17 protein-coding genes and 3 pseudogenes (1 of these 20 running past the window's edge) are annotated in these 17,635 nt (G+C 30.1%); 2 read left to right on the forward strand and 18 right to left on the reverse strand.

Annotated elements, in window-relative coordinates:
- Nucleotides 1-43 precede the first annotated feature (43 nt).
- From EL294_RS05655 to EL294_RS05735, 18 genes and pseudogenes are all read right to left on the reverse strand, one after another.
- Nucleotides 44-1,420 carry an ABC transporter permease gene (locus EL294_RS05655; RefSeq protein ID WP_126465708.1) on the reverse strand — a complete coding sequence of 459 codons (1,377 nt, stop codon included), beginning with the start codon at nt 1,418-1,420 and terminating at the stop codon, nt 44-46.
- Nucleotides 1,420-2,076: an ABC transporter ATP-binding protein gene (locus EL294_RS05660; RefSeq protein ID WP_126465709.1), complete on the reverse strand. Its 657-nt coding sequence runs from the start codon at nt 2,074-2,076 to the stop codon at nt 1,420-1,422. The genes EL294_RS05655 and EL294_RS05660 overlap by 1 nt, the downstream gene beginning before the upstream one ends.
- 9 nt (nt 2,077-2,085) lie before the next feature.
- Nucleotides 2,086-3,363, reverse strand: coding sequence for an ABC transporter permease (locus tag EL294_RS05665; RefSeq protein WP_126465710.1), 1,278 nt, complete (start codon nt 3,361-3,363; stop codon nt 2,086-2,088).
- 18 nt (nt 3,364-3,381) lie between these two features.
- Nucleotides 3,382-4,272 (reverse strand): 4Fe-4S binding protein, encoded by an 891-nt coding sequence (locus tag EL294_RS05670; RefSeq protein WP_126465711.1) that lies wholly within the window; start codon nt 4,270-4,272, stop codon nt 3,382-3,384.
- Entirely contained in the window at nt 4,265-4,417 is a 153-nt protein-coding gene (locus EL294_RS08120; RefSeq protein ID WP_126465712.1) for a CD1871A family CXXC motif-containing protein, read from the reverse strand. Before EL294_RS08120 ends, EL294_RS05670 begins: the two co-directional genes overlap by 8 nt.
- A gap of 21 nt (nt 4,418-4,438) precedes the next feature.
- The gene (locus EL294_RS05680; protein ID WP_126465713.1) at nt 4,439-5,596 is read right to left on the reverse strand and encodes a TlpA family protein disulfide reductase; all 1,158 of its coding nucleotides are present in this window, start codon (nt 5,594-5,596) and stop codon (nt 4,439-4,441) included.
- A gap of 175 nt (nt 5,597-5,771) precedes the next feature.
- A pseudogene (locus tag EL294_RS05685) lies at nt 5,772-5,974 on the reverse strand (hypothetical protein).
- Between the two features lie 72 nt (nt 5,975-6,046).
- Nucleotides 6,047-6,547: a group II intron maturase-specific domain-containing protein gene (locus EL294_RS08030; RefSeq protein WP_269471192.1), complete on the reverse strand. Its 501-nt coding sequence runs from the start codon at nt 6,545-6,547 to the stop codon at nt 6,047-6,049.
- Nucleotides 6,521-7,084 (reverse strand): annotated as a pseudogene (locus EL294_RS08035) (reverse transcriptase domain-containing protein); the annotation flags it as partial. The gene EL294_RS08030 and the pseudogene EL294_RS08035, both read right to left, overlap by 27 nt.
- Before the next feature lie 15 nt (nt 7,085-7,099).
- Nucleotides 7,100-7,330, reverse strand: a complete 231-nt coding sequence (locus EL294_RS08040; protein WP_232006460.1) for a hypothetical protein — start codon at nt 7,328-7,330, stop codon at nt 7,100-7,102.
- 514 nt (nt 7,331-7,844) lie between these two features.
- On the reverse strand, nt 7,845-8,693 hold the full coding sequence (locus EL294_RS05695; RefSeq protein ID WP_126465714.1) for a MerR family transcriptional regulator: 849 nt from the start codon (nt 8,691-8,693) through the stop codon (nt 7,845-7,847).
- Between the two features lie 287 nt (nt 8,694-8,980).
- Complete coding sequence (locus EL294_RS05700; protein WP_126465715.1) at nt 8,981-9,187, reverse strand: hypothetical protein; 207 nt, start codon at nt 9,185-9,187, stop codon at nt 8,981-8,983.
- Between the two features lies 1 nt (nt 9,188).
- The gene (locus tag EL294_RS05705) at nt 9,189-9,389 is read right to left on the reverse strand and encodes a helix-turn-helix transcriptional regulator (protein ID WP_126465716.1); all 201 of its coding nucleotides are present in this window, start codon (nt 9,387-9,389) and stop codon (nt 9,189-9,191) included.
- 740 nt (nt 9,390-10,129) lie between these two features.
- Nucleotides 10,130-11,153: pseudogene (locus tag EL294_RS08150) on the reverse strand (S66 family peptidase).
- Between the two features lie 84 nt (nt 11,154-11,237).
- Nucleotides 11,238-11,963 (reverse strand): ABC transporter ATP-binding protein, encoded by a 726-nt coding sequence (locus EL294_RS05720; protein WP_126465717.1) that lies wholly within the window; start codon nt 11,961-11,963, stop codon nt 11,238-11,240.
- Nucleotides 11,960-14,305: an ABC transporter permease gene (locus EL294_RS05725; protein WP_126465718.1), complete on the reverse strand. Its 2,346-nt coding sequence runs from the start codon at nt 14,303-14,305 to the stop codon at nt 11,960-11,962. The genes EL294_RS05720 and EL294_RS05725 overlap by 4 nt, the downstream gene beginning before the upstream one ends.
- Nucleotides 14,295-15,596 carry an MFS transporter gene (locus EL294_RS05730; RefSeq protein ID WP_126465719.1) on the reverse strand — a complete coding sequence of 434 codons (1,302 nt, stop codon included), beginning with the start codon at nt 15,594-15,596 and terminating at the stop codon, nt 14,295-14,297. Before EL294_RS05730 ends, EL294_RS05725 begins: the two co-directional genes overlap by 11 nt.
- 1 nt (nt 15,597) lies before the next feature.
- The gene (locus EL294_RS05735; protein WP_126465720.1) at nt 15,598-16,227 is read right to left on the reverse strand and encodes a TetR/AcrR family transcriptional regulator; all 630 of its coding nucleotides are present in this window, start codon (nt 16,225-16,227) and stop codon (nt 15,598-15,600) included.
- A gap of 686 nt (nt 16,228-16,913) precedes the next feature.
- Here EL294_RS05735 and EL294_RS05740 point away from each other — a divergent pair.
- Both EL294_RS05740 and EL294_RS05745 read left to right on the forward strand, forming a co-directional pair.
- Nucleotides 16,914-17,372 carry a helix-turn-helix domain-containing protein gene (locus EL294_RS05740; protein ID WP_126465721.1) on the forward strand — a complete coding sequence of 153 codons (459 nt, stop codon included), beginning with the start codon at nt 16,914-16,916 and terminating at the stop codon, nt 17,370-17,372.
- On the forward strand, nt 17,359-17,635 hold the 5' portion of the coding sequence (locus EL294_RS05745) for a DUF6544 family protein (RefSeq protein WP_126465722.1). The gene runs 581 nt beyond the window's last position; 277 of the gene's 858 nt are visible here — the first part of the coding sequence; it begins with the start codon at nt 17,359-17,361; the stop codon falls past the right edge of the window. The genes EL294_RS05740 and EL294_RS05745 overlap by 14 nt, the downstream gene beginning before the upstream one ends.

Consider the following 17,635-nt stretch of genomic DNA (forward strand, 5'->3'; position numbering starts at 1 on the left):
TGCACAATCCAAAAAATTTTTGGTGCTAAAAAGCACCAAAATTTTAATTATTGTCAGTTAATAATTCTTTTGGATTCCTTCTTAATATATTGAATGAAGAAATAATCAATGATATAAGAAGTACTAAACTCATAAATATAACTACATAAATTATGAATTTAGGTAATACATTTATATCTAAACTTGATAATGTCTTGTTAAATCCTTCGGCTTCTGCCCCACCACCTAATTGGCTAGATGCAGATTGTCTAGCTATTTGTTTAGCTATATCACCAGTAACCTTATTCAATATATTATTCCCAAGCTTATCAGCTGTATATTGAGCTAAGAAATAAGAAGCAACGAATGCGGGGATTGATATAAATGCCATCTCAATTAGAAATTGACCAAAAATTTCTAATTTTGATATACCTAATGATAGTAATACTGCTATTTCTTTCTTTCTAGCATTCATCCATAAGAATAATAATAATGAAACTACAACTCCTGCAAATATTAATGAGCCAATAAATAATTTACTTGAAATTGAGTAGATACCTGATATAGATTGTTGCAGCGCAGGATAATTTGATGAACTTTTAATCAAATTATATTCTCTCCAATTTATATCTAATTTCCCAAGATCTTTTATTACGCTATCAAGATTCTTATCACCTTTTACAAAGAATGTTGCATCTTGGTATACGGCAGTATCTTCTGTATTACCATAAACTTTAGCAGCTGTATGAACATCAGTGATTAATGTATTTTCGTATAGTTCTTGTGCTGCACTTACGCCACCACTATTGTGTCCATCAAAAAGCCCTTTAATCTCGACTTCTACCGTTTCATCAGCACCTTTTTCATTATCGGCATCAAATAAATTTGATTTTATTTTTATTTTATCCCCAACTTTTAGGTTGTTTTTTTTCGCTAAATCTTTATGCATTAAAATTTTATTTTGGTCTTTATTTTCTAAATGTTTTCCTTCTATTAATTTATATGCTTCGGATACAAACTTTGTTTCCTTTGATGAATCATTAACCCCTGTTAACATAACCGTTCTTTTGAAGTTTTTAGCTCTTTCAGGAGATTGATTTGCTAGTGTTTCTTGAGTTTCAATAATATCATGATCCACTAAATCTGCAACACTATTGATTCTTTTTACATAAGAGTCGATACTATCTGTTTCAGATATCTTTTTTATATCTTCACCTTTTATATTTCCCCCACCTCTAGGTGTTCCTGGATTTACTTGTCTATTTATCTCCATAGAAAAACTATTTGTTATATTAGCAAATGTTTCTTTTGAAGCTCTGTCCGTAGCATCTTTAATAGATAAACTAATGAGACTTAAAGTTGACATAGATAAAATAACTAATATAATAATTAATGATTTTAAGCTTTTTCTAGTTACATAAGCAAATGCATTTTTTATCATTATTCAACCTCCAAATTCATTTTATTTACTTTTTTCAACTTTTTACCACTTAGTTCTAAAATGATATCCGCAGAATCTGCTACTTCCTTACTATGTGTTACAACTATTACACATTTATTTCTATCTTTAGCTAATGTCTTTAATATATTAATTATTTCTCCAGCAGTAACACTGTCTAGATTACCAGTAGGCTCATCAGCTAGTATTATTGGAGCATCTGATACCAATGCTCTAGCAATAGCTACTCTTTGTTGCTGTCCACCAGATAATTTCATAACATTTCTTTTTATTTGTTTATTATCTAAGCCTAATTCAAACAAGATGCTCTCATCTACTGATTTATTTACTAATCTAATATTTTCAATAGGCGATAAATAATCTATCAAATTATAATTTTGAAATACTAAAGATATATTATTTTTTCTATGATTACTATATCCTTTCTTTTGTATATCTTCATTCTTAAACAATATTTTTCCTGTTTGAGGTTTATCAAGTCCTGCAAGTAAGGAAAGAAGTGTAGATTTTCCTGTTCCTGACTTTCCTACTATCGAATAAAACTTTCCAAGTTCAAATTTTTGATTTACTCCTGACAAAACTTTTTCTCTAGAATTTGCATAACTGTAAGTTACATTCTTTATTTCTAATATACTCATTATTTTCTCCTAACTTATTTTTGATAATATTTTTTTTGGTTTTTTTATTAATATTAATGAGGAAGCAATTACAATTGATAAGACAATAATGCTTATTAATATTAAATAACTTTCTGCAAGTGTTGTTATATTTAGCATAAAAGTGCTTTTATTTATTAAACTTCCACCAAAAATCATTGAGTTATCTGAGTTAATGAATCCTTCTACAATTACTTTTAGTAGTAGATTTCCTAAAAATAAGGAGGATATTATACTTGGTATAGATATGAATATTAACTCAAATATAAACTGCATTATAATTTGTACTTTAGTTATTCCAATAGATAAAAATATACCTATTTCATAAATTCTTTCTCTTAACCATAGAATCAAGATTAACGAAAGAACAACCATACCACCTAACATAATAGAATAAGTCATTATTTTTATTATATGTTTTATTCCACTCACTGACTCCAGAGACTCTTCAAACGCATTATTATCTTTTTCAACGGAATACCTTGATTCATCAATTTTAAGATCTTTAATTTTTTTTAAGGCTAAGTCTGTAGATTCCAAACTACCAGAATACATTAAAATTTTATTTGCAATTTTATTATTTTCTGATTTATTTAATATCTCTTGGCTTGTTGAATAATCTGCAAAGACCATGTTTTCGCTAAAATCAGAAGACAACCCTGTATATGTTTCCTGTTTTTTACCAGAAAAAATTCCTATAATTTTAAATTTATGACTTTTTATTTTTCCATTTTTTTCCATATCTAGTAATTCAAGATCAACTTCATCCCCTAATTTTAGATTGTTTTGTTTAGCAAATTCTTCATGAATAATAATTGAATTTCTATCATTTTCTTCTATATTTTTACCTTCACTTATTATAAATACTCCGCTACTGAATAAAATGTTTCTTTTAGTATTATTAGTAGCTTCGAGTGAAACAACATTCTTAAATTCGTCAGATAAATCTTCTCTATTTATTCTTTGTTCTCCGCTAACTACTTTAGCATCTTTTAGTTTTGCTAATCCATCATATTGAATTATTTTTTCTTCAATTTCTTTTAATTTTTCAATATCTTTAAATTGATTGATATTAAAATAATTGCCATCTTTTTTTGTTATTGATATTGAAGAATTAGAACTTTCATATAAAGCCCTTTCTATTTCATTGCTTGATTTCATTATTGTTAAACAAGAATACAAGCAAGAAAGAACTATAGTTAATATGATAAAAATTATTAAAGTTCTATTTCTCTTTCTTGTAATATATGCTATCGCGTTTTTTATCACTTTCCTAACTACTCCTCTCTATTTTCTTACTCCATAACTAATTGCATCCATTGGACAAGCATTTTTACATCGTCCACATCTAATACACTCAAGGTGATTAGAGTTTTCAACTGGGTCTACATTCATTTGGCAAACTTTTTTACACCTACCACAACTAATGCACTTTTCTTCGTCTAGTTTATACCTGAATACTGAAATCGGATTAAAAACCGAATAAATAGCCCCCAGAGGACAGATATACTTACAGAAAGGTCTATATATTACTATTGAAACTAATAAAGTAAGTATTAAAATTGCTCCCTTCCAATAGTATAAAAAACCTATGGCTCCTCTCATACTTTTATTCAATAATACAAGGGGTAAGCCTCCCTCAAGCATACCAACTGGACAAATAAGCTTACAAAAATATGGAGACCCTTGCCCTAAAATATCCACTAAAAATAGAGGAAGTATTATAACGAAGATAATCAATATTATATATTTCAATTTTCTCAAATGCTTATCAAACTTAAATGTCTCAATTTTTTTTGAAAAGGGAATTTTGTGTAATAAATCTTGAATCAAACCAAATGGACATAGCCAACCGCAGACAAATCTACCCATGAGTGCACCTATCAAGAAGATAAAGCCAACTATATAATAACTGAACTTATAGTTCGAATTTCCAATCACTGCCTGTAGGGATCCTATAGGACAAGAACCCTTTGCCCCCGGGCAGGAATAACAATTCATACCCGGAACACAAACTTTCTTCAGGTCCCCACCATAGATTTTACCTGTCTTAAACCCTTCAAAATAAGAATTAGTAACTAAAAACCAAAGGGCTTGAAATTGATGTCTAAAACGATCTCTTATTTTATATTTATCTTTTTTTTTACTACCCTTCATAAATTTTTTAATTCTATCCAATTCCAACACACTCCATACAAATTCTTATCGCCTTTTCCAAGACAACTTTAGCCTCTCCATTCGTATAGCCATAGTAAATCATAGCCATACTAATAAAGACCATTACTACCGAGAAGGCACGGCTTTTTAAAAACTTATTAACCATATCCCATTCACCACTTTACATTTACTTATTATTTATTTTTGCTAATTCTTTTTCAATTACCTGCTTCCATTCCTTTGCACTCTTTGCCCCTGAATAAGTATCACCTACAATGTTTCCATTCTTATCAACAAAGAAAGTCTCTGGCATAGCCTGTATACCATTCAATCTACCATTAAAGTTTGTCTTGTCTGGCATCAAGAAAGGATATGAAGCCTTTGTCTTTTCAAATATTAACTTTGACTTTTCAATAGCTTCCTTGTTTTCACCCTTATCATCAACAGTATCTGTTACAACTCCAACAATATTGACACCCTTGCTTTTCATTTCATTCTGAACCTCAACCAAATCAGGAATTTCCTTTACACAAGCTGTGCACCAAGTGGCAAATACGTTCACCATAGTAAGATCATACTTCTCAAAATCCTTGCTTGAAAAATTCTTGCCATTTATATCCTTTGTTGATAGATTACGCAAGTCTTTAACGGAATCTTTGCTAAATGCTTCTGTATTTTCTAAATCAGTTTTTTCTGAAAGCACAAAACCATTTTCTGGACGTTCTTTTTTATCTATAATTTCACTCTCTGTGTTTTTAAATTCTTCCACAAGACTGCTTTCAGCTTTGCTATTTGTGCTTAAATAGTAATCGTAAGCTCCATCTCTTGAAACTCCTATTTTAGTATGAGTATCACATTTTGTAATTTCAGATATTTTTTCTTCTGACATATTTTTTTCAAACATACCAATAGTCCCAATTCTTTCAAGTCCATTCTTCCATTTTTCATAACCATCGCCCATTTTTTCTATAACTGCATTTTTTTGCTCTTCCGTCATTTTTTCAAATGTCAAAATAGCATACTTTAGTTCTTTATCTATAGGACTTTGATCATCTAACATTCCTATCTTTTTATCTGTCATATACTTTTTAACTTTGTCTGAGAGTTTGAATTTAAGCCCTAAATATTCATAAACATATTCTTCCTTTGCTTCCAATGTGTAATCTGACGGTTTAAAAGTTTCATTTTTGCCATCTGGGTTAATTGACATGCCCGCCTCTTCAGAACTTATAGATTGCCCTTCTTTAATTTTATTGTTTTCATTACTTTTTTGACAGCCAACTGCGCTCAAGCTCAAACATAATGCAAGTAATAGGCATGCTCCTCTTGATACTATTTTTTTCATAAATTATTCCTCCTTTATTTTTTACACAATAGCATTTCATAGCTACTTTCAATAACATTCTACACACCTTTTATGAAACGTTGATGAAATATGTTTTTTATTTCTAAGCTTGGCGCAATCGTGGTTACTCCGTTACGTTTATTTCTTAATTTTTTCTCATTATGCTAAGTGTTTTTTAGAATTCCTTTGTCTTTGTTGCTTCTTCTAGTAGGACTTTTATCTCTCCTTCTGTTAGTTCTACTGCATTTTCTATAAGACTTTTTAAGATTGCTCCTCTTTTTATAAGTCTATGTGTTCTTTGTTTCTTTCTTTTTCTATGTCTTGTATTAATATCTTCTTTTCTCGATTTTTTAGTTGCTTTAATCTTTCCTTCTTAATTCTGGGCGATCGAGTAGGGCATAATTAAATGCCCTCTCACACCACCGTACGTACCGTTCGGTATACGGCGGTTCAATTAAATCTAACATTACGTCTTTCTGTATAATAATCTAAGCAACTGACTAGACCTCGTCTGGTCAGTATTTCTTTTGAGATTGATCTGACTACACAAGTTTTTGTTACTACAAAGTAGTACCTGTTTCCTACATATGAGGTTAGTCTTGTTAGGTCTTTGTTCACACCTAGTTTTTGTACTCCCCATTGTCTTTTTGATGCTACTTTCCACATTTTCCAGATTATCATTCTTAGTCGTGTTCTTAAGTGCTCATCTATTTTTGTTAAGTTTGTTTTCATGTCACCTATTAAGAAGTAGTTTATCCATCCTCTTATGATTTGGTTTAAATTATTTAACCTTGTCGTAAAGTCTATTGACCATCTTCTAGTTGTCAGTTCTTTTAACTTTGATTTAAATTTCTTTACTGAGTCTTGGTGTGGCCTTGGTCTCCATGTTGAGGTTTTAAAGTCATGCCAGAATCCAAATCCTAGATATTTTAATTTACTTGGTTTTGTTATTTGGCTTTTCTCTGTATTTACTTTTAAACCTAGTTTTCTTTCTATCCAGTTTGTTACTGAATACATCACTCTATTTGCTTCTGATTTGCTTTTAACTGTAATGATACAATCATCTGCATATCTTACAAAATTTAATCCTCTTTGTTCTAGTTCTTTGTCTAGTTCATTGAGCATGATGTTGCTTAAAAGTGGTTAGAGATTTCCTCCTTGAGCTGTACCTTCTTTTGATGGTTCGTATTGCCCTTTATTCATGATTCCTGCTTGGAGGGATTTTCTTATCAATGATTCTGTTTCGGGGTCGTTGATATGTTCATGAACTAGGCTCATTAATTTGTCTTGTGGTACTCTGTCGAAAAACTTTTCCAAGTCTATATCTAGAATCCAATCATAACCATTATTAAAGTATTCTAGTAGTTTCACTATGGCCATTTCACAGTTTCTTCTTGGTCTGAACCCATAACTATATTCTGAAAATTTCTGGTCTATGATTGGTGTTAGGACTTGTACTATTGCCTGTTGGATTATTCTATCCATCACAGTTGGTATTCCTAGTTATCTTACTCCACCATTCGGTTTTGGTATTTCTACTCTTAATACTGGTTGTGGTTTGTATTTTCTTGTTTGTAGTTCTTCTTTTATCCTTGGCCAGTTTTCTCTAATGTATCCATCTATTTGGTCTATGGTTATTCCATCGATTCCACTTGTACCTTTATTTGAGTATACTCTTTTTAAGGCTTGATACATATTTTGTCGGTCAAGTATTTTATCTAGTAGTGTTTCCATAATGTGCACTTGCTCCTTTCCGCTTGCTTAGATTCATCTTGTGCTACTGGCCTTGAACTCATTTTACGTTTTCATCTGTGCCTGTCAGATATTCTAAGCTACATACATTTTGCTTTATGCTCTCTAATTGTTCTGTCCTTCGTAAAAAACTTTTACTACTATGACATCTGCTGACTTCTCATAGTTCGTTGTTACTACTGTTTCGTCTATGAGACCTCACGGGTTAAGTCATATATCTTTCCTCGTTTACCTGCAGAATTTACGTTTTAGGATTACGGTTATCTTTTGGACTTTGTTGTCTCCAGCCAACTTATCCACCTAACTCGCCTTGTATTCTGTTCCTGTTCGTCAGGCCACGATTTTTCTATTGCTTCCTCTCTCCCATGCCTCACGGCGTGATACTTGCAAGTTGCTATTGGATTCGTCGATAACTACGCTCCGTTGGACTTCCACCTTAGACATATGACATGCCCGTCAAACTGAAAAAAGACACCAATCTCTGGTGTCTTGTAGTTTATTTATTGAGTTCTAAATATTTATCATTTGCTATAAGTAACTTTTGATAATACTCATCATAGCTCTTGCTAAACTTTCTTATCAGCGGAATAGCTATTTCATAGTATTTATTATCTTCCATATATCTTTGCAGTTTATCTTGAATGTTTTTCATTGGGCTACTTTGATATTCATCACTATTTTTATAATCTTGATATAAAGCTACCATATCCTTATTTTCTTCTAACCATTGTTCAGAATTCTCTATAGCTTCAATTTTTGATGTATTCACTTCTTTTAAAACTTTCATGTTATAAGCAGAGCTAACAACTTCAATATACTCTTGTTCTTCTTTACTAAGTGTAAATGAAGGTAAATTATCTAAATAGGCTACAAAGTCTTCATATGAAGCTTTTCCTTCTACATTCAATGTTTCATTCAAAAATGATTGATAAGAAGAAAATATTAGCTGTCCAAAATAGCCAGGAAAGGCATTTGCTAACTTTTCATAAATGCTCTCCTCTGCTTCGATCAAGGCGATTTTATCATCGATTACAGTTTGACATTCTTTCTTCACCATCAGTTCAATAACTTCTTTTCTTTTTTGTTCAATATCTAACTGATGTTCTTTTTTTCTAAGCATAGAAGAAAGTGAGTTACCATTGGACGATAAACATTCTTCTATCTCAGATATTCTTAGACCCACTTTTCTAAATAATGCGATTTTGTTTAGCGTAACTAAATCTTCATTACGATAATCTCGATAGCCATTTTCTAATTTCAACGGCTGAATCAAACCTTTTTCTTCATAATACTCGATTGCTTTTCTAGTCAAACCTGTTTTCGCTTGAATTTTATTTCTTAGCATGGTTTAACACCTCCTTGATTAAAGGATAGCTCAGTCCCTAGTGGACAGGTCAAGGCTTAAATTTAATTTCTACATCTCTTTTTTTATTTGATATGATAATAGACATTTATTCCTACAACACAAAGATATGAAATCACTACCACAATAATAGTAAATATATCTGAAACAGCTATTGCTAAATAGAGCAATACTGCTCCAAAAATATAAATAAAAGTATCATACGCCTTTGATTTTGCTATATTCGAAATAGTACTGTTTCTCTCATCGTTTTTTCTATTTCTAACTGTTTATATGTTTCTGCGATTTTTTAATGTATTTACTTTTATTATTTCTCCAACACCATGTCCAAATAAACCACATCCTATACCCACCAGAATATATGGTAATGATTTTAAAACACTTTCTGTCTCAGAATAATTTCTTTCCAAATATATTCCGATAATCAATGACAACGCTCCACAAGAAGCTAATATCCAATACTTGTATTTCTTCATTTTATATCTCCTCCTCGTAAATAAATACTTCTTCAATTGATAAATTAAAGAACTTAGCAATTTTAAATGCCAAAATTATAGATGGATTATATCTTCCATTCTCTAAAGAACCAACTGTCTGCCTTGATACTTCAAGAGCATTAGCAAGTTCTTCTTGTGTTATTCCTTTTTCTTTCCTAATTTCTTCAAGTCTATTTTTCACATTACATCTCCTCCTGAAACGGAAAGCCAGCTTTACATATAGTATAATTCCTACTACAAAAATGTCAAGCTCACTTTCCATAAAATCGCAAAAAACTCGCCCTAAAGCAAAGTGTCTCTGCTCTATCTTTCTATTTTCACTTTATTCTCCTCAAGGAATGTAAATTCAATCCTTCCATCATGATGAACCGTCAAATATTCCACCATGCTAAGCCATATATTTTTATCAAATTCTGTAATAAGTTCCTACTTTTCTATATCCTTAATGAATAACTCTACTGTCTCTTTCCTGGATTTCTTCTCGAAAATATTTGAGCTTACTTCTTTTATTCTTACTCATTCTATACAGATACTTTCTTCTAAACCCTCCCTTATTCAGGTGGGTGCAAGTGGGTGCATTTTTCCTTGTTATCCATTCCCAAGTGTCAACTCTACCTTATGGATATGTTCCCACTTAGTCTATTTTTATCGAAAAAAAGAGGGCTTATTCCAAGTTACCGTTACCTTTTAATGATAGCCTATGAATAAGCCTTTATTTTCAATTCTTTATTTACTTACTGGGTGCAACTCTTGACATCAAAACGACACTCTCAACATGGCTTGAGTGGTCAATATAGTTAAAATTTGATATTTTTCAAAAGCCTCGTATGTGGGAATAGGTCAATCAGTAAATATCTTGTAATTTATTATGTAACTCTAAAGTAAAGAAAATCAACCTATAGCTCCGCTCAATTTTGTTTATTAATTAAAGGGTATCATTTGTTTACTTACATTTACTTCTGCTTCTACCCCAAAAGGAATTATACATCTTGGTGTTGAGTGTCCAATGTTTATATTATATAAAATTGGTAAATCTTTATTAGTGATTTCTTCTAATAAAATAGATTTATACTCCTCGTAATAGATTTCATTTTGAGGTTTTCCTACTAACACTCCAGCTAATACATCAAACAAGCCGTAGTCTTTTAGAGCAAGTATCATTTTCCTATATAAATCAGGTTTTGATTTTTCTTCGCTTGATTCTATAAGTAAAATCTTATTTTCCCATTGCTCAAGGTTGGAAATAAATTATATTTGCTACAAATTTCTACTGTATCGTTAAATCTAGAATTATCGAACATATCATATATTGATTCTATGCATCCGCCTAAAATTTTTCCACTAAATATAGGATTTCCTCTTAATAGCTCAAAACCGGTATTAGGATGACTTTTCATTTCTACTCCTATAGCTTTCTCGCTAAAATCTTCCCTTTCTTCATACCACACTTCACTAGGGTGGATCTCATTTATTTTCCCTGTTTTTATAAGTTCTAAAAAGTATTTTTCTGTATAAGCTAGCATATTATCAGATAGTTCGCATACATCTGGCAAAAATGCCTGACCATAAAATGTTTTTATAACAAACTTATTTAGCATGAAGTGATTCATTGTTGAGTCAGAAAAACCTAAAAAACTTTTTGTTTAACAATATTTTTTAATCTATCTCTTTCAAATAAATAAGGAGCTAATCTATAGGTATCTTCTCCACCAATAGCACATAAAATCATATCAATAGAGTCATCTTCAAAAGCAATCAGCAAATCATCTACCCTAAGTTCTGGATTATTTTTTAAAAAGTCTATACCTTTCAAAGAATTAGGTAAAAATTATATTTCGACTCCTAGCTTGTATAATCTATCTATTCCATTTTTTATTTCATGCTCAACAAAACTTTCCCCCAAAACACCACTTGATAAACTCACAATTCCTATTGTCTTTATCATTATTTCCTCCAAATTTCTAAATAAAATGGATGTCTTTCATTTTTACTTTCCACATTAAAATATTCAGTTTTTAGATTTTGAGGGTCAAACCTCTAATTTTTCCATAATACTAGATATTTTCTTTATATTTTCTGATATATTATCAGTGTTTTTAGTGTCAATCATAATTTTTCCATCTTTTAAAAATATTACTCTATTCGCATATGCAGCAGCATTCATATCATGAGTTACCATTATTATCATAGTATTGTCTTCATTTATATTCTTAAATATCTCCATTACACTTTTACTCATTTTCGAGTTTAATGCTCCTGTAGGCTCATCTGCAAATAATATCTTAGGACTGTTAATTAAAGCTCTAGCTATTGCCACTCTTTGATACTGCCCACCAGATAGATTGCTCGGACTCATATATCTTATATCCTCTATGCCAAGACTACTTAATAATGTATTAGCTTTCATTTCTATATCTTTTTTTGATTCTCTCTTTAGTTTTAATGCTGGATACATAATGTTATCTAGTACACAAAGATTTTTTAATAGGTATGGTTTCTGAAAAACAAAGCCCATCTTAGATAGTCTAATATCTTCTAGTTCCTCATCTTTTAGGTCATTTAAATCTCTAGAATCAAATATAATACTACCGCTATCTACTTTATCCATTCCGCTTATAGAATATAAAAGTGTAGATTTACCAGATCCAGAACTACCCATAATAGCTACAAACTCAGAATTCTCAACACTAAAACTTATATTATCTAATACCAGGTTATCACCAAATTTTTTATATATATTTTTTATCTCTATCATATGTTTTCACCTCTTATGTTGAGATTTTTTACATTTCTAGCTCCTAAATAAGTTGAAATTATAATAACAATAAACAATATAAGCACATATCTAAAATCAGCCAAAGTTACTTCTACATTTATCTTTGAAATTCCTAAATTTAAAATCGTAAATATTATACTTATGACAGAAGATATGGTAAGCAGAAGAACTAAAATAGCTATAACAAATCCCTTTAATCCCGAGAAAACACTAGCTAATATCTCCTCTTTTATTATCTCTTTGGTTTTTATACCCATATGCTTTTTTGATAAAAAGTAATCGCTATATTTTATAACTCTAAGTTTTTCAAATAATATCACCACTATAAAAACAATCGAAAGTGCGATAATTGATACAATCAGAGATACTTTTTTTAGTTGTCTAGCCACAGGGCCAAAAATCTGTTTAACCATCTCATCACTTTTATATATCTTATAATTATCGTCTAGAACTTCTAAGTTTTTAAGACTACTTTTTAAATCTTCACTTATTTTCTCATAGTCACCATCTATATAAAATACAGATTTTTGAAAATCATAACCATTGAATTTATAAGCAGTCTTAGCAGTCTTGCCACCACTAGTGATATCCTGATAGATCCCAACAATCTTTAGCCTTATATCTTTATCCGCTTCATTTATAGATATATCATCACCTATACTTAGCCCAAGTTCTTCAGCTATCATATAAGATATTGCTATTTCTTTTTTTCCATTATCTACATGTCTACCTTCTATATATTCTATGTTATCCGCTATATTGTTTCCGACTTCTATCTGAGCAGATATGCTGTCATATTTATCATTCGTGATTTTTTGACGATATATATCACTAGTTTTATAACTTATATAATCACTATATTCATCTAGAGTTTTTGATATCTCATGGATACTATCTTTACGACCTGACGCTTCATATATCTCTATGAAAGCTTCATTTTTTTCTATGCCCATGTATGATAAAAACTCATCACCATCGAATATCTTGCTCATACTTGTCGGAAAAATCATAGCTAAGGAGCTAGCAAATACGAGCAAAATTATAATCCCATATCCACTTTTTGAATTGTGAATAGGCATTGCTATATCGATAGGCATATTGGGTAGTCTTTTTATTTTTTTCTCACTACTTTTACTAAAACCTTTATTTTTTACCACGATGTCAATAACCGATAATTTTTTTATCTTTTTTAGTATAGCTTTAACAAATGTTGTTATTATTAAATACATTATCAAAGCTATAACAATAGATATCATATATCCTAGAAGACCTATATTGATATGTCCAAATATCCTCTCAATTCTACCAGTCATAAATCGTGTGAAAATATTAGATATTATATATCCAAGTACTACGCCCACAAATGAGAGCAAGCTAAACTTATTTAGGTATAGATTTCTGATATCCCTATATGATATTCCCATAGCCTTCATATTACCTATTACAAGCCTATCTTCCTCTATCTCCATCATAATCACATATCTTAGTGAGACTAATGATATGATCATAAATATAATACCGGCTATTAAAAACATCAGAGAATTTAAGATATCTGTGATTGCACTTATAGTCACTATTAGATTATAAGTTACTGCTTGACCATTTTTAGGAAGTCCAGATTCTTCATACTTGACTTGGTATCTATTTGCATAGTCAGGATCTTTAAAAATCGATTCTATCATATACTCAGTATCTTCAGAGTTTTTTAAAATATCGTTGTAATCGCTATCAGATAATAAAAATCTCACAGATCCCGCCATACTCGTATTCATCTGAGCGTCATACATAATATTAGATACTTTATATTCTCTATATCCATCATCTGTTTTATATCTTAATGTATCTCCAATCTCTATGTCATAATCTTCTAGAAGAATCCTAGGAACAGCTATCTCTCCATCTTTTAGCTCTAGTATACTTTTATCCTTATCTAATAAATAATCAAACTTTTCACTTTGCTTAACTATAGATATATCCAATTTAAAATTTTCAAGGCTTGTATTAGCTTTGCTTTTATCTTTCTTAATTACATTAAAATCACTTCCATAGGCATTTATTAAAGTTATAACTTGAGAGTCTTCTACATAATCTATATTTTTATTAAACTCTTTTATCTCATCTATATTTATTTCACCCTTGTGAAGCTGTAAAAAATGAGGAGGCCTAGCTACTTCATATAGTGAAAAAATAGAGCTAAATAAACTAAAACAAGTCAAAAACACAGATATAATAACCGCTACTGAAAGCGATATAAACAATGTTATTATGATATTATTTTTAAAATTCTTTTTTAGGTCATTTTTTAAAAATCTATATTCCATCTTTTTCCTCCATTTGACTTATATTTTTATTATTTAATGTAAACAAAAATACTATAGAAAATAGTATACCAACTATTATTAAAAGTAAGCCTATACCTTTACCTGGTCCTACACCTAAAACTCTTAAAAAAGTGTTAGATAATATACCGTCCTCTCTCATCATAGGTTCAAAAACATTATCTACAAGAGGTCCTGATATTAGAAAGGCAGCCACAATTCCTATCTGAGTTAGAAAGCCAATAATACCCCAGGCTCTACCTTGGAGTCTATTAGGAATAGAGTTTCTTACGAGCGCATCAGCACTTGCATTGATAAATGGTAGAGTAATAAAAAACACAAAGATAAATATAACAATAAATATTAGTGAACTAGAAAATCCAGCCAAAGATATAAAAATACCAGAAACTATCCCTGCTATTCCAAGAGATCTAGCATACTTTAGCTTTATACCTCTTATTCCTATAAAACCACTACCTACTAAAATCCCAAAAGCGCATATAGATTCAGCTATCCCAAGCATCTTCTCATTAGCAATATTTAATATCATTGGTCTTACTAGAACTTGGATAAAAGCCATCAAAAAACAAGCTAAAAACATAAGAAAAACCAAATTACTAACACCTTTATTGCCCCTTATTATTTGAAGACCCTCTCTTAATTCCTTTATTATATTCTTTTTAGTTGTGGTTTTATCTATGTCCTCTTCTGTTATATTCTCATCATTTTTTAGAGAGTTTCTGATTATTGTAAGTATAATAATAGTAAATAATACTGTCGATATATCTATAAGAAGAATTAGATCTATGTTAGATTTAGCTAGGATAATACCAGCTAAAGCAGGCGATATCAATAATTTAGAACTAGCCGCCAGCTGCAAAAGCCCACTGGCCTTACCATAGTTATCAGATGAGACAAGGTCTGTTACGGTCGATTTATATGCAGGTTCCAATATGCCTAAAAATATAGAGCTAACCCCGATAGCTATAAATATGGGAACTATTGTATCTGACATATTAACACTGGTTCTAATAATATATAAAATATAAAGTAGGCACAATCCAGATAATACATCACCCATAATCATTAAAACCCTTCTATCATATCTATCTGCTAATATACCACCTATAGGGTTTATCAATATAGCTGGCAAAAATGATATAAGATTTAACATAGCAATATCAGATACTTTACCAGTGAAATTATATACATATAGCGATAGGGCAAAAGCTGTCATGCCACTTCCTATATTTGCTATCATTTCACCTATCCATAAAAGAATAAATGTTTTCATTTTAATCCTTCCTAATCATTAAACTATGAATCTTATCAACATCTATGCCTAACATACTAGCTAAAAGCTCTATAAGTGCCTTGAATATGGATTTTTTTTCATCATTATTTAAATTAATAACACCATCATCTAATAGATTAATAGCAGAGCATAAAAATATGTACATGCTCTCTTTTGGGTATTTACAAGAAAAAACATTAGACCTGTTGCCCTCTTCTATGATTTTTTCAAAATATGGTGTCACATCTTTTAAAATTCCATTTAGAGTCTTTTGATGTAGCAGAGCATTTTCAGGCTTATGCATATGATTAGTTATCATATTATGATTTTCTACCTTAAGAGCTGATATAGCCATAAATAACTTTTCATCTGGTGATCTATCTGATGATGCAACCTCACTAATGTTTTTTACAATCTCCTTATTGACTTCATTAATCACCTGATTTAGCAGTTCTTCTTTTGATTTGAAATAGTGGTAGAAAGTCCCCTTAGCTATACCAAGTTTTTTTATTAGATCATTAATACTAGTATCTTCATATCCAATAGAAATAAACATTGCCCTAGCCATATCTAATATCTCAGACTTTCTATCGAAATAATCCATTCTCTCACGTCTTTTTTTATTATCCATTAAACCATCCTCACCATACTAACCGACCATCGGTCTATTATTAGAATAAACTCTTAAATCTAATATGTCAACAAAATTCTCACTCGATTAAATCCAACTTTTTGGGGTCACTCTATATCGGTGTATTTTTAGAATATAGATTTTTTATCCTATCTATAGGTTTCGTGTCATATTTTCTATATCATTTTTATTTTTATTTTCATATACATGGTTAAATTCTTGTTTAAAAGCCTTTATATTTATCTTAGAAGCATAATAATATTTAGAACTAATAATAGATACATAATCTAATTTTACAAGTTTTAGAATTGGTGCATTATCTAGGAATATAACAATGTACTCTCTTAAAATATCAGTACATTATATAAACGAAGTTATTCATAATATAGAGCTTATTGCGATAATAAAAGATATTATAGTCTTGGAAAATTTATTATTATTAATAATATATGTGTAAAATAGAAAAAGAGAACTCAAACTTGTAAAGTTTTATTAAGCTTGAATTGTCAGATTAAGTGCAAGTCAGTTGAATGATATACTTCATAAGTGTTTTCCAATTTAAGCATTTGCGAGTTTTCAAATGGCCTATTTTTTTACACAATTATATGGACTCTATCTATGTATTGACAATATAATAAAATCAATATACTATTGTAGTAACTAGTTACTACTATAGGAGAGCTGATATGGAAAACATAAAAAATAAGCAATTCATATTTGCAAATATATTTATTATTGCAAACAGGCTTCAAACGGCATGCGAAAAAATTCAAACAGATATTACAATGAAACAATGGCTAATGCTTGCAATCGCATCAGCAACAGATGGGATTCAAAACCTTAGTGAAATAGGAAGGCTTATGGGTTGTTCTAGGCAAAATGTGAGAAAACTTGCAAATCCTCTAATAAAAAAAGATTTCATAAGACTTGTAAAAGGCGATAACAATTCTATAAACATAATTCCTACTGAAAAATTTGAAAGTTATTCAAAAAAAATGGAAGATAAAAATCTTATGACCTTAAATTTACTTTTTGAAAATTTCTCCCAATCAGAATTAGTAGAAGCATGTAAATTTGTAGGTAAATTTTATGATGGCCTGGAAAAGGTTGCAAAATATGGAGAAGATTTAAATGAAGGGAAATAAAAATATAATTATGGTACTTTTAGGCGTTTTAATTATAGTAATTGGAATTTTAGTAGTTTATTCTAACATATCCTATTCCCCACTTAAAAATAATTTTAATAGTGATTTTAAGGCTTTGGATACTGAAACAAACAAGAAAAATGAATATTTTACCAAGGAAGATTTCTCAGATTTTCCTGATGCTATAGTAAAATATATAGAAAATAATGGTTTTATAGGTAAAGAAAAAATGGACTATGCATATATGGAATATAAAAATGTTT

Source organism: Aedoeadaptatus ivorii (assembly GCF_900638585.1).
GTDB classification, from domain to species: Bacteria; Bacillota; Clostridia; order Tissierellales; family Peptoniphilaceae; genus Aedoeadaptatus; species Aedoeadaptatus ivorii.